Annotated in this window: 10 protein-coding genes; 5 read left to right on the top strand and 5 right to left on the bottom strand. The window is 63.5% G+C overall.

What is annotated here, in order from left to right; all coding sequences use genetic code 11:
• Window positions 1–19 precede the first annotated feature (19 nt).
• Window positions 20–439, bottom strand: a complete 420-nt coding sequence (locus AC1D1N_RS19025) for a GFA family protein (RefSeq protein ID WP_112560661.1) — start codon at window positions 437–439, stop codon at window positions 20–22.
• A gap of 131 nt (window positions 440–570) precedes the next feature.
• Here AC1D1N_RS19025 and AC1D1N_RS19030 point away from each other — a divergent pair, with 131 nt between their 5' ends.
• Entirely contained in the window at window positions 571–969 is a 399-nt protein-coding gene (locus AC1D1N_RS19030) for a hypothetical protein (protein ID WP_477350356.1), read from the top strand.
• Between the two features lie 16 nt (window positions 970–985).
• Here AC1D1N_RS19030 and AC1D1N_RS19035 read toward each other — a convergent pair whose 3' ends face one another.
• Window positions 986–2608: a trimethylamine methyltransferase family protein gene (locus AC1D1N_RS19035; RefSeq protein ID WP_477338256.1), complete on the bottom strand. Its 1623-nt coding sequence runs from the start codon at window positions 2606–2608 to the stop codon at window positions 986–988.
• 207 nt (window positions 2609–2815) lie between these two features.
• Window positions 2816–4309: a MocR-like pyridoxine biosynthesis transcription factor PdxR gene (pdxR, locus tag AC1D1N_RS19040; RefSeq protein WP_477350358.1), complete on the bottom strand. Its 1494-nt coding sequence runs from the start codon at window positions 4307–4309 to the stop codon at window positions 2816–2818.
• 367 nt (window positions 4310–4676) lie between these two features.
• Between pdxR and pgi the strand changes: the two genes are divergently transcribed.
• From pgi to AC1D1N_RS19060, 4 genes are all read left to right on the top strand, one after another.
• Entirely contained in the window at window positions 4677–6320 is a 1644-nt protein-coding gene (pgi, locus tag AC1D1N_RS19045; RefSeq protein WP_477350520.1) for a glucose-6-phosphate isomerase, read from the top strand.
• Entirely contained in the window at window positions 6317–7048 is a 732-nt protein-coding gene (locus AC1D1N_RS19050; RefSeq protein WP_477350360.1) for an HAD family hydrolase, read from the top strand. The genes pgi and AC1D1N_RS19050 overlap by 4 nt, the downstream gene beginning before the upstream one ends.
• Before the next feature lie 403 nt (window positions 7049–7451).
• Window positions 7452–8546 carry a branched-chain amino acid ABC transporter substrate-binding protein gene (locus AC1D1N_RS19055; RefSeq protein WP_112560666.1) on the top strand — a complete coding sequence of 365 codons (1095 nt, stop codon included), beginning with the start codon at window positions 7452–7454 and terminating at the stop codon, window positions 8544–8546.
• An 80-nt stretch (window positions 8547–8626) separates the two neighbouring features.
• On the top strand, window positions 8627–11095 hold the full coding sequence (locus AC1D1N_RS19060; protein ID WP_436261872.1) for an adenylate/guanylate cyclase domain-containing protein: 2469 nt from the start codon (window positions 8627–8629) through the stop codon (window positions 11093–11095).
• 243 nt (window positions 11096–11338) lie between these two features.
• Here AC1D1N_RS19060 and AC1D1N_RS19065 read toward each other — a convergent pair whose 3' ends face one another.
• Complete coding sequence (locus AC1D1N_RS19065; protein ID WP_436261873.1) at window positions 11339–12040, bottom strand: class I SAM-dependent methyltransferase; 702 nt, start codon at window positions 12038–12040, stop codon at window positions 11339–11341.
• 66 nt (window positions 12041–12106) lie between these two features.
• Window positions 12107–14086, bottom strand: coding sequence for a long-chain-fatty-acid--CoA ligase (locus AC1D1N_RS19070; protein ID WP_477350362.1), 1980 nt, complete (start codon window positions 14084–14086; stop codon window positions 12107–12109).
• Between the last annotated feature and the right edge of the window lie 51 nt (window positions 14087–14137).

The following is a 14137-nucleotide window of genomic DNA, read 5'->3' on the forward strand; positions in this document are numbered from 1 at the left end:
CGCTGTTGATGTGTTCGCCCTACAGATAGGCGGTGATCTCCGGACGCTGATCCTGTCGGTTGCGTTTGCCGTCCTCGTAGACGACCGGCGCCGCGGCAAGCTCCTCTTCACTGGCGTCGTCCAGGCAGGCGACATTCACTGCCCAGAAATTGCCGCCCATGATGTCGAGATAGCCACGAGAGAAGACGTTGGCGCCGCAGTTCGGGCACATATAGTGGTTGATATTGCCGTCCGGCCAGTTCGACGGCGACGCCTTGTATTCCCGCATCTTGTCCCTGCCATCCGTCACCCGCAACGCTTCGAAGGGCGCGAAGGACTTTCGGTAACCGAGTTTCCAGCAGAAGCTGCAGTTGCATTTGCGGATGCCCTCGGCGAGGTCCAGATCAGCCTCGAAATGCACTGCGCCGCAATGGCAGCTGCCGTGATAGGTCCTTTTCATGGCTCTCCTCCGTAGCATCGCTTAGTCGTCTACAGCCGCCAAATAGTCTGCCGATCGTTCCAGGCAACCCGGCTCTATGTGCAACAGCGAGCGCGTGACACCATATGGATTGAAAGCGAACAGGAACCATCATGGCGAAACGGCGCTCTTCCCTCGGTTTCCTCGGCATGTTCGGCCGCTCGGGTGATTTGCGGGAACTCGACAACGCGCTGCGCGGGGCCGACCTTCATCCGGCGCTTGTTCCCGAGGGCGTCAAGCTCACCATCGTTAATCTGATGAAAGACCATTGGCCGGACGAACCGCCGCCGGAGGCCTATCGGTCCGTGGCACAGCTGTTCGGCTATTGTATCGCCGGGCCGCAAACGTTCGAGCAGGCCAACGGCCCGGCGCGACGGCTGGACGCGGAGCGTCGCATCGAAGCAGCCCTTGAAACCGGCGACAGTCTGGATGCGCAGATCGTGCTGATGGCGCTGCATGGCAAATTGATCAGCGCCGAGGTCGTCGAGCGATTCGGGCTAAGCGCGGACTGACTTCGTAAGGTTAGGCTTACCCACCCATGCCGCTGCGTGGCAGCTTGATCATCTCGCCGAAGCGAGCGCGCAGTTTGTCGTCGAGCAGCTTCGGCACATGGCGGGGGAAACGCTCGGCAAGCACACGCTTCTTCTCGATGATCGCCCGCTGCAAGATGTCGGGCCGACCCTTCTCGTTCCATTCCTTCGGCGAAAAGCGGTCGCCGACGGCCGGATAGAAATACTCGGTCTGCATCAGCCGCAGCGTCTGCTCATTGCCGAGATAATGGCCGGGGCCATTCATGCAGACTTCGGTGATGGTGTCGATGGAAAGCGCTTCGTCGGTCACCTCGATGCCGCGCACGCAGCGCAGGCAATGGCCCAGCATGTCGTTGTCGATGATCAGGCTTTCCAGGCAGAAGCCGAGCAGCGAGGCATGCATCCCTGCCGATTCATAGACGAGGTTGAGGCCGGCCAGGCCAGCCATCACATCGGTGATGCCCTTTTCATAGCCGGATTGGATGTCGGGCAGTTTCGAATCCGTCATCCCGGCGGCCGAACCGCCCGGCAGATCGTAGAATTGCGCCATCTGCGCGCAGGCCGAAGTCAGCACCGCCTGCTCGGCCGAGCCACCCGACATGGCGCCAGTGCGCAAGTCGGAGACGAACGGCCAGGTGCCGAAGATCGCCGGATGCCCCGGCTTGATGGCGTTGACATAGATGAGACCGACGAGCACTTCGGCCACTGCCTGGACCACTGCCCCGGCAATCGCCGCCGGGGCGGTGGCGCCGGCCTGGCCGGCCGACAAAAGCAGGATCGGAATGCCGCCTTCGACACATGCCTCAAGCACGCCGCAAGCATCCTCGGCGAACTTCATCGGCGGCACGACAAAGCAGTTGGAGTTGGAGACGAAGGGCCGGGCGCGGAAATTCTCCTCGCCACCGGCGATCGCATACAGCATTTCCAGCGCCGGCTGCACGTTCTCGCGCACCGTGAACGAGGTGCCGACATGCTTGGACGTTCCCATCACGCAGGCGTAGAGCGTGTTGAAGTCCATTTCGAGCGGATCGGGAATGTCGCGCGGCACCATCGGCCGCTGGAAGAAGTGGATGTTGTCGAGCCCTTCGACGAGGCGGGCGGCGTCGTAAATGTCCTGCACCAGCGACTCGCGGTATTCGCGCTTTTCGACATCGACCAGATGCACCGCGGCACCCGCGGTCCCGTAATGCACGCGTTTGCCCTGGATCAGCATGTCGTGCTTCGGGTCCTGGCCGTGCAGGGTGAAATTCCGCGCCGCTTTCTTGATCGTGTCCAGCACCAGGCCGCGCGGAAAGCGGATGCGGCCGTCATCGCCATAGACGGCGCCGACCCCGGTCAGCGCTTCGATACAGGAGGGAATGGCATTGGCGAAGCCGACGGTTTCCAGCAGCGTCAGCACCGCTTCATGGATGCGCTCCTGGTCGTTCCTGTTGAGCGGGCCGTAGCTGCCGCCTTCGAGGCCGGCGCGCACCGGCCTGATATCGTCGGCCAGCGGTGCGGCCCGCATGGCGCGGCGCGCTTCGCGCCCGCCGGATCGCCGCGAACGCTGATCGCCCAAAGCTTCTTGCTTAAGAGCTGCATCCTTAAGAGCCGCATCCTGCTTCTCAAGAGCCACTGACATGGGAGGCACTCCACCTTTAGCTTGCGAAACCGGACGCGGTGATTGGTCCACCGTCGGCCTGCTTCGTCCCCTTTGTCCGCCGACTATGCCGCCGGCATTGGCACAGCCTATGGGCCAGTGGACCCCGTCGCATATGCCAGGGCGCTAATGCAGAATGCTGGAGGTGATGCAAAGGCCGGGGCTGTTCAAGGCCCCGGCACAGGCAAATCAAGCGGCGGCCGGCCTGCGTCCGGCCGCGGTCGCGAGTTCGCGAATGCCCGGCTCGATGTGCTGCAGCGCGATCGAGGAAATGCCCAAGCGCATGAAACGCGACGGCTTTTCGGTGCGGTCGAAGAAGCGGTCGCCGGGCTCGATGATGACGCTGCGCGACGCCGCGGCCTCGGCCAGTCCGCGTGAATCGGTGCCACGCGGCCCTTCCAGCCAGAGCGATGTGCCGCCGGCCGAATCGGTCGAGCGCCATTCGGGCAGGAATGCGGAAATCGCATGGACCAGACGCTTGCGTCGCTCATCGAAGGCTGACGACAGCCGCCGCACCAAGGCCTCGTGATGGCCGAGCGACAGGAACAGCGCGACGGCGCGCTGGTTGTTGGCCGGCGGGTGCCGCAGCATGAAGCGGCGTAGCGCCCTGAGTTCGGCGATTAGTCCAGCCGAAGCCACGATGTAGCCAAGCCGCAGGCCCGGAGCCAGCGTCTTTGACATCGAGCCGACATAGACAACGCGGCCCGAACGATCGAGGCTCTTCAGCGCCTGCTGCGGCGCCTCATCGAGAAGCTGACTGTCATAGCCGTCCTCGATGATGATCTGGTTGTGGCGGTTGGCGCGCGCCAGAAGATCCTGCCGCCGCTCCGCCGACAGCGGCACCATGGTCGGGCAATGGTGGCTGGGGGTGACGAAGACGAACCCGGAATCGTTGGGAATGGAAGAGGTTACGATGCCGGACTGGTCGACCGGAACCGGCTGGATGTCGGCGCCAGCCAGCCGGAAGATCGAGCGCGCGTCGGGATAGCCGGGGTCTTCCATCGCCACCTTCGAGCCCTTGGTCATCAGCAGCGTCGCCAGCATATAGAGCGCGTTCTGCGCGCCGAGCGTCACGATGATTTCGTCCGGATTGGCGAAGATACCGCGCCGCGGCAGCAGTCGCGCCTGGATCTGCTCGATCAAGAGCGGATCGTCGCGATCGACCATGTCGGAGGCCCAGTTGCGGATCTCGAGTACCGCCAGCGCCATGCGGTTGCACTCGCGCCATTCGGCGGTCGGGAACAGCGCCGGGTCGAACTGGCCGTAGACGAAGGGGTAGGACGACTTGATCCAGTTGTCGTGCTTGGCCGGCGGCGGCATGTCGCTGGCGGCGATCTGCCGGCGTGCCTTCCAGTCGATCTCGTTCTGCTGGTCCGGCGCCTTCTGGTGCGGCTTGGCGGGGGTGGCCAGCACATCCGGATTGACGAAATGGCCACGCCGTTCGCGCGCCACCAGGAAACCCTGGTCGACAAGCTGCTGGAACGCCAGCACCACGGTGCCGCGCGCGACGCCGAGTTTTTCGGCCAGGATGCGGCAGGACGGAAGCGGCATCGAAGCGGCGATCTGCCGGTCGAGGATAGCGGCGACGATCGCCTGGCGGATCTGCGCCTGCAGGGTCTGGCCCGATTCCGCCGAAATCCGGAACAGGCCGGACCATATGGCCGTGTCGTTACGCTGTGGCATGGGAGATGTTCCTCGATGGCCAAACTTTTTTGCTTGGCTGGACCAGCGGAAGGTAACCGTGGCACAAGGGGTTGCGCCAATCAATTTTTCTGATCGCTGGGATTTATGCCAGTGATCCTTCGCGCGACGCGCAGCGTCGTCGCACCGCGTTTTTCCGGGTGACGCTTGCGTTCATCCCGCCCGCGCGACGCGCAGCGTCGTCGCGTTATGCTGCACCACCGCAATACTGCGCCACACGGCCGCTATGTTGCACTGCGTCATCCCCACGCATTGAAAGAAATGGAATTCGGCTCAATAACTCCACCGCGACACGCGCCGGAAACATCCGGTCTGATAAGATGTCATGAAAAAGTATCAGGAGCCGGCAGTGGATCATTCCTCCTTCGACAAACAGCTTGTCGCCTTGCGTGCTGCGCGCGCGGCGGCATCGGGCACGATGCGAGAGGCTTTTGCCGCCGACCCCAAGCGCTTCGACACATTCTCGGCCAGCGACGGCGACCTTCTGCTCGACTGGTCGAAATGCGCGGTCGATCAGCGCACCATGGAGCTGCTCGAAAAGCTCGCCGGCGCCGCCGACCTCGAAGGGCGCCGCGCCGCGATGTTCTCCGGCAAGAAGATCAACATCACCGAGGACCGCGCCGTGCTGCACACGGCGCTGCGCAACCTCTCGGGCAAGGGCGTCACGGTCGACGGCCAGGACGTCAAGGCGGCTGTGCTTGCCGTGCTCGACGCCATGGGCGCCTTTGCCGATGCCATTCGCTCCGGCAAGGCTGCCGGCGCCACCGGCAAAAAGATCACCGATATCGTCAACATCGGCATTGGCGGCTCAGATCTCGGCCCGGCCATGGCGACGTTGGCACTGGCGCCCTATCACGACGGCCCGCGCGCGCACTACGTCTCCAACATCGACGGCGCCCATATCCATGACACGCTGAAGGGCCTGTCCGCCGAAACCACCCTGTTCATCATCGCCTCAAAGACCTTCACCACGGTCGAGACGATGACCAATGCCGAAACGGCACGCAAATGGGTGCAGAAGGCGCTCGGCAAGGAAGCGGTCGGCAAGCATTTCGCCGCCGTCTCGACCGCGCTCGATCTGGTGGCGAAGTTCGGCATTGAGGCCGATCGCGTGTTCGGCTTCTGGGACTGGGTCGGCGGCCGCTATTCGTTGTGGGGCGCCATCGGCCTGCCGGTGATGATTGCCATCGGCCCGCGCAATTTCCGCGCTTTCCTCGATGGCGCGCATGAGATGGACGAACACTTCCGCACCGCCCCCCTGCAGAAGAACCTGCCGGCGCTGCTGGGACTGGTCGGCTGGTGGCATCGCGTGATCTGCGGTTATCCCGCCCGTGCGGTCATTCCTTATGACCAGCGTCTGTCCAGGCTGCCGGCCTATCTGCAGCAGCTCGACATGGAATCGAACGGCAAGGGCGTCACCCTTGACGGCACGCCGGTGACGACGCCAACCGGACCGCTGGTCTGGGGCGAGCCCGGCACCAATGGCCAGCACGCCTTCTTCCAGTTGCTGCACCAGGGCACCGATTTCATCCCGGTCGAGTTCCTTGCCGCTGCTGTCGGTCACGAGCCTGATCTGAAGCACCAGCACGATCTGCTGCTCGCCAATTGCCTGGCGCAGTCGGAAGCGTTGATGAAGGGCCGCACGCTGGAAGAGGCGCGCGCGCAGATGCTGGCCAAGGGCATGAAGCCGGCCGATGTCGACAAGATCGCTCCGCACCGCGTCTTCTCCGGCAATCGTCCGTCGGTGACCATCCTCTACCGCAAGCTCGACCCGCGCACCTTCGGCCGGCTGATCGCGCTCTATGAGCATCGCGTCTTCGTCGAGGGCACTTTGTTCAACATCAATTCCTTCGACCAGTGGGGCGTCGAGCTCGGCAAGGAACTGGCGACCGGTCTGTTGCCTGTTGTGGAAGGCAAGGAGAGCGCCGCCAAGCGCGACGCTTCCACCGCCGGGCTGGTGGCACGCATCCAGCAGCTGCGGGGTGCGCAATGAAAAACCCGGCGGACATCAAGGGCATATTGTTCGACAAGGACGGCACGCTCGTCGATTTCAACGCGACCTGGCTCAGCATTGCCGATTTCATGGCCATGGATGCCGCCGAGGGCGATCGCTGGAAGGCGGACAGGCTGCTTTCCGCGGCGGGCTTCGATTTCGTCAACAAACGTTTCAGGCCCGATTCGATCTTTGCCTCGGGCACCAATATGGATGTCGTCGAGCTGTGGTTCCCGCGGCTGTCCGACGAGGACCAGATGCTGGCCGTCGCCCGCTTCAACGAGATCACCTCGGTGCAAGGCTCGTCGATGGCGGTGGCGCTGCCCGGCATCGTTGCTGCGCTGACGGCGCTGCACAAGCGATCCTACCGGCTCGGCGTCGCCACCAACGATTCGACCGCCGGTGCGGAGAAGACCATGGTCACGCTCGGCGTCGCCCAGCTGTTCGACGCCGCCTATGGTTATGACGCGGTGGCCAATCCGAAGCCGGCGCCGGACACCATCCTCGCCTTTTGCGACCTGACCGGGCTGAGGCCGGCCGAGATCGTCATGGTCGGCGACAACCGTCACGATTTGGAGATGGCACGCGCCGGCGGCTGCGGGCTGGCGATCGGTGTGCTCTCCGGCACCGGCACGCGTGAATCGCTGTCGACGATCGCCGATGTCGTTCTGGATTCCGTTGCCGACTTGCCGGACTTTCTGTCGGCGCGGGTCAAGGAGACGGTCTGACGGAAGGCTTTGAGGGGTTGAAGCCAAATCGACTTGGCCTTCCCGTCGATGACCGACATGGGTGGTTAGCTGACATCGAGAATCGAAGTACCGAACGTCTGTTTTGGGCAGACAGCGGACTGGCAGCTTCAGGCTGCGGAATCTTCAAGAGCTGACATTCAGGTCGGCGCGGGCATCGTCGCGATCTGACCCAATCGCGACGCTCACGCCGGTCAGTGGTAACGTCCGGATTTGGCGCGCGATTCCGACCTCAGCGAACGAAGTTATGACACGCCATTCCAGTGTATGATTGCTTCGCCAACTTGGGTGTGCGCTGCAATAGCAGCCCGAGACACTCGCGCTTGCCGAAGGGGCTGTCGGCTCTGACGGGATTAGCGTAAGCTACAGGTAAGGGGGTGCACACATGCACCGTGTCATCGCCATAGCGATCGTAGTTCTTGCGGCCGTCTTCGGTTCCGCGCGGGCTGAGGTGCTGATCGGGGTCTCGGCTGCGATGACAGGACGGCTTGCCTGGATCGGCGAGCAGGGACAGCGCGGCGCGGAGATGGCGGTGGCCGACGTCAACGCGGCGGGCGGCGTGCTCGGCCAGAAGGTGAGGCTCATCTCGGTCGACGATTTCTGCGATCCCGAGCAAGCGGTCGCGGCCGCCCAGAAGCTGGTGGCTGACGGGGTGGTGCTCGTCGTCGGGCATTATTGCTCCGGGGCCTCGATCCCCGCATCAAAAGTGTACGAGGAGGCGGGCGTCGTTGAGATATCCCCAGGCTCGACCAATCCGCAGCTGACCGAACAGGGCCGTGCCAATGTCTTTCGCACCATTGGCCGCGACGACGCGCAAGGTTTCATCGCCGGCAACCACCTTGCCGATCGCTGGGGCGACAAGAAGATTGCAATCCTTCACGACAATTCGACCTATGGGAAGGGTCTCGCCGACGAGACCAGGAAGCAACTGAACAAACGGGGCGTGACTGAAGCTGTTTACGACGCTTACACGCCCGGGAAGGACGACTATTCAGCCGAGGTCGCTGCGTTGCAGACCGCCGGCGTCTCAGCCTTGTATGTGGGTGGGTATCATGCCGAGGTTGCGCTGATTGCTCGCGCTGCACACGACCGTGGCTACACGGTTCAGCTCATATCCGGAGATGCCTTGGCTACTGAGGAATTCGCCCTGATCGCAGGCTCAGCGGCGGAGGGAACCCTGTTCACCTTCCCGGCGGACCCGCGGCGAAATGCCGGCGCAGCCGCGATCGTGGAGCAGTTCCGTGCGGAGAACTTCGAGCCCGCGGGCTACACGCTGTTGAGCTACTGCGCGGTCCAGGTCTGGGCCCAGGCGGTCGCGAAGGCAGGTTCGCTGGAGCCGAAAGCGATCATCGCGACACTGCACGAACAGGAATTCGACACCGTCATGGGCCGGGTCGACTTCGACGACAAGGGCGACCTCACGAGGCAGAGCTGGGTTTGGTACGTCTGGCAAGGCGGGGAGTACGTGCCGGTTGAATAGGGTTCGCCGAATGCCGGCGTGCCGCCTGAGACGTTAGTCTGATGCAGACCAGTGTGGCTGGATTGTTCCGACTCACCGCGATGCTGGAACGGCTCGGCATACGCGGCCGGCTGTTGCTCGCCTTTTTCGGGATCAGCGCCCTTGCGGTGCTGGCAACCGCTGCGGCGCTTTATGCCTTCCTCCAGGTTGGCGACGTCGTCGACCGAATTACCACGGATCGGGTGCCGTCGGCGCTGGCCTCCCTCCAGCTGTCGCGCCAGGCCGAACGGGTCGCTGCTGCCGCGCCATCGGTGCTGGCGGCGACAAGCAGGGCTCAGCACAGCGAGGTCTCGGCTGCCGTCGCGCTCGAGATGTCCCGCCTTGAGGCCCTGCGCACGGACCTCAGGGATGCCACGCTGGGCACAGTGCCTTTGGCTGAGATCGAGGAAGCCGCGGTTGTTCTGAGACGCAACCTGAAGGAGCTCGACTCTCTGGTTGTCGCCCGGCTCGATGTGGTCGCCCGCAAGGAGGAGCTCCTGAACAGCCTCGCCGCGACGACGACCGGAAGCCACCGCCTTCTGGCCACCGGCATCCTGGTGATGGATTCTAGGCTCCCGCAATGGCGGGCGGTCGCGGCTGATACGTCGCTGTCGCCCGATCGACGCGCAGCGGCAATGGCCGACCTGGTCCAGGCGATTGCGGCTTACATCCCCCAGCAGAAGGCGCTGCTGGAGATCTTGGCGGTCAACGACGCGCTGGTGAAGGCCGCGACCGCGCCAACGCGGGGCGACCTGGCGTTGATCCTGTTTCCGCTGCGCCGCTCGCTTGCCGCTCTGGAAACGGCTTCCTCGGAGATCGACGAAAAGCTGCAGGCCCGTTTCCGGCAGCGGGTGGACGAGTTCAAGGCACTAACCGATGGTGAGAACAGCATCCCGAAGGCACGGGAGGAGGAGCTTACGGTCCTCGCGCAGGGCGAAAAGCTTCTGGCCGAAAACAATCGGCTGTCGCGCAGTCTCACAGCTGCCGTCGACCGTCTTGTCGCAGCAGCGGACCGCGAGATCGCTGCCTCCGGTCGCGAAGCCGCGCTCGTCCAGCGCTACGGCACCGGAGTTGTCCTCGGCTCCGCCTTTCTCAGCCTGTTGAGCTCGGTTCTGGTCGTCTGGCTCTATGTCGACCGCAACCTTCTCGCCCGTCTGGGAGCGGTGAGCCAAGGCATGCTCGCGATCGCTGGCGGCGATCTTCGTGCGCCGCTGCCGGCCGCGGGCAGCGACGAGATCGGGCGCATGGCCGAGGCGCTGAGCCTCTTCCGGGATACCGCTGTCGAGGTCGAGGAAAAGAACCTGCGCGACGTTGCCGAAGCGCGTCAGCGGCTAGTCGATGCCATCGAAAGCATTTCCGAAGGGTTCGCTCTCTATGACAGAGAGGACCGGCTTGTCCTTAGCAACAGCCGCTACCGCGAACTGCTATACGCCGGTCTGGAGGCCGAGCTAACCCCTGGCATGGCGTTCGAGGAGATTATTCGCCGATCCGCCGAGCGCGGCTACATCAGGGATGCCGAGGGGCGGGTCGATGAGTGGGTTGCCGAGCGCCTGTGGCGGCACCGCAACCCTGACGAACCATGGGTGCAGCGGCGGGGCGACGGACGATGGATCATGATAAGCGAGCGGCGGATCAGCGCCGGCGGCACGGTCGCCGTCTATTCGGACATCACCGAGCTGAAGCAAAGGGAGGAGAACCTCGCCGAGAAGTCCACTGCCCTAGAGGCGCTTTCCAGCAAGCTGGCCAAATATCTGGCGCCCCAGGTATACAGCTCGATATTCACCGGCCGCCAAGACGTTAGAATCGCCAGTCAGCGCAAGAAGCTGACCATATGCTTCTCCGACATCGCCGGCTTTACCGAGACCACCGACAAGATGGAGTCCGAGGATCTCACCCAACTCCTCAATCACTACCTGACGGAAATGTCGAAAATCGCCTCGGATCATGGTGCCACGATCGACAAGTATGTCGGCGACGCGATCCTGATGTTTTTCGGCGACCCTGAGACGCGCGGCGTCAAGGAGGACGCGCTGGCTTGCGTACAGATGGCGCTTACCATGCAAAAGCGGATCAGCGAGCTTACCGAAGTCTGGCGGAACATGGGGATCGAAACACCGCTGCGCTGCCGCATCGGCATCCATACCGACTACTGCACCGTCGGCAACTTCGGCAGCGAGGACCGGATGGACTACACGATAATCGGCGGCGCCGTGAATCTCGCCTCGCGCCTGGAACAGGAGGCGGCACCGGGGGCCATCCTCATTTCCTACGAGACGTTTGCGCAAGTGAAGGACACGATCGATTGTGAGGAGATGGGGCACGTCCAGGTCAAGGGGATCGCCTATCCCGTCGCCACCTACCGCGTCATCGATCTGAAGGCCAATCTGGCGGCCGCTCGTCGTGTTGTTCGAACCGAACTGCCGCATTTCAGGCTGGAACTTGAACCGGAGCTTATGTCCCCTGACGAGCGTGGCGATGCCGCCACTGCACTTCGAGACGCGCTGGATCGGCTTTGTCACAAGCCCGGGTAGTAGGGCTTGGTCCACAACGACCCCTCCCAATGGACGCAAGGTGTGGGATGTGAGACGCCGCTCATTGGCGCTATAGATGCGAAGGCCGCAGAACGTTCGCGGTCAGTCTTCGAACTCGGGCGCAACGTCCGCATCGGAGCCGAGACTTAACATTCACGGCACCACTGGCAAGGTCCGCATATGGCGCATAGCTCCCGTTCTCCTCGCGCGAGGCATAGGTACGCCATGAGGTCGGATCGTCATTCAGAGTGAATTGGTCTTGATCTTGGCGCTACGATCATCCGGCTCGAACGCGAAGACACCGCTCGGCCTGGTCTCAGCACCCCTTGCGTCGCCGAAATCTGGCACCTGATATTCCGCCAGCAACCGCAGTCTTGACAGCGGCAGGTCTGCGCGGCGGGGATCGCCGACCAGCACCTCGATGCCGGCTGCCAGGCAGCGGTCGAGGAACGGGATAACCCGCAGGGCAACCTCGCGATCGTAGAACACGTCGCCTGCGAGCACGACGTCGACCGCCGGCGGCAGGCCCGTGGTGATATCCTGGTCGAGAATGGTGATCTCGACACCGTTGGCCGCCGCGTTGAGGCCGATTGCGGCGACGCCGTTGCGATCGATCTCGGCCGCCATCACCGCGCTGGCGCCGGCCTTCGCGGCGGCGATGCCGACGAGGCCCGAGCCGGCGCCGAGGTCGAGGACGCGGTGGCCGGCCACGCTTTGCGGATGGCTGAGTAGATAGCGCGCAAGTACCGCGCCGCCGGCCCAGGCATAGGCCCAGTAGGGTGGCTGCGGTTCGGGCGCATCGTCGTCCGGCTCGACCGCATCGTCGTCCGCGCTTTGATGCGGATCGACCAGCCGCCTCAGGCCACTTCCGGGATGAGCCGTATAGAGCTGGATTTCAGGAAGCGCGGGGACCGGCACAAGCCGCAGGTTCGCCTTAATGAACATCGCCGGATCGGGACGTCGATTGTCCTCCGCGATCCCGGCGCAACCAGTGCCCTTGGTCAATCGCGCCTATTCCCGCAACGCCCGGCGCAAAATCTTGCCCACCGGCGTCTTCGGCAGTTCGGTCCGGAACTCGATGTATTTCGGCCGCTTGTAGCCGGTCAGGTTCTCGCGGCAATAGGCGGTCAGTGCCTCGACGGTCAGCGCCGGGTCCTTCTTGACTACGAACAATTTTGGTACTTCGCCCGAATGCTCGTCCGGCACGCCGATTGCCGCCACTTCCAGCACGCCCGGATGCTGGGCGACGACTTCCTCGAGTTCGTTCGGATAGACGTTGAAGCCGGAGACCAGGATCATGTCCTTCTTGCGGTCGACGATCTTGGTGTAGCCGCGCTCGTCCATGAAGCCCATGTCGCCGGATTTGAAGAAACCGTCCTTGGTCATCACCTTGGCGGTCTCATCCGGCCGGTTCCAGTAACCGGCCATCACCTGCGGCCCGCGGATGCAGATCTCGCCGACCTCGCCCAGCGGCAGATTGTTGCCGTCATCGTCGCGGATGGCGATCTCGGTCGAAGGCAGCGGCAGGCCGATCGTGCCGGTGAAATTGCTGTCGCTGAACCTGTTGGCGGTGGCCACCGGCGAGGTCTCCGACAGCCCGTAGCCCTCGGTGATCGAGTTGCCGGTCAACGCCTTCCAGCGCTCGGCAACCCCCTTCTGCACCGCCATGCCGCCGCCCAGCGTCATGATCAGCGGTTTGAAGTCGAGCTTGCGGAAATCCTCATTGTTGAGCAGTGCGTTGAACAGCGTGTTGAGGCCGGGGAAAATGTGCATCGGGTATTTCTGCAATTCCTTGACGAAGCCGGGTATGTCGCGCGGGTTGGGAACCAGCACGTTCTGGGCGCCCTGCTGCATACCCATCAGCGCGTTCACCGTCAGCGCGAAGATATGGTAGAGCGGCAGCGCGCAAATGAAGTTGAGATGCGCCGGCTTCGGCTTGATCGCGTAGGCATCCTGCAGCCACAGCGTGTTCTGCGCGACATTGGACAGCACATTGGAGTGCAGCAGCACAGCACCTTTGGAAATCCCCGTGGTGCCGCCGGTATATTGCAGGAAGGCGACGTCGCTCGCTTCCATCTTGGCTGGCTTGAAGGCGATACCGGCGCCAGCCTTCACGGCCGCGTTGAACTTGACATGGCCGGGCAGCGACCAGGCCGGCACCATCTTCTTCACCCGCCGCACGACGAGGTTGACGATCGTGCCCTTGAGGCCGCCGAGCATGTCGCCCATCGCCGCGACCACCACATGCTTGACATCAGTCCTGGCGATGACCGCGTCCAGGGTGCTGGCGAAATTCTCCAGAATGACGATCGCCTGCGCGCCGGAATCCTTGAGCTGATGTTCGAGCTCGCGCGGCGTGTAGAGCGGATTGATGTTCACCACGACATAGCCGGCGCGAAGCACAGCCATCATCGCCACCGGATATTGCAGCACATTCGGCATCATCAGCGCCACGCGGGCGCCCTGCTGCAGACCCTGCGATTGCAGATAGGCGCCGAAGGCGGCCGATTGCCGCTCGAGTTCGGCATAGGAGATCGACTTGCCCATGCACACGAAAGCCGGCTGGCCGGAAAACTGCTTGCAGGCGCCGACCAGGAAGTCGCCGATCGACCTGTAGGGCAGGGTGCCTATCTCGGCCGGAACGACTTTCGAATAGCTTTTAAGCCACGGTTTGTCAGGCAGGCCGGCGGCAAGCGCTGTCAGCGTCTTCGGCAGTTTTTTGGCAGGGCTCGGCGCCGGTTTTGAGGCCGGCTTTGCCGCCGTTTTCGCTGCAGGGCTGGCGGCAGGCTTTGCAAAAGGTGCTGTCTTCGCGGCCGCGGGCTTGGTCGCAGGTTTCGCTGCCGGCTTGGCGCTTGCCTTCGCCGGCGCGCTGGCTGCCTTAGGCTTGGCGGCGGTCTTGGCCGGTGGCGCTTTCGGCTTGGCGGCAGCGGCTTTTGAAGCAGTTGCCGCTTTTGCTTTCGCCGGGGCCTTTGTCTTTGTTGCTTTTGCCACCTCTAGCCTCCCTCAGTCGTTCGTTGCCTGCTCCATGCTGCACCGCCTCGG

This window comes from Mesorhizobium sp. P2_B5 (genome assembly GCF_056404775.1).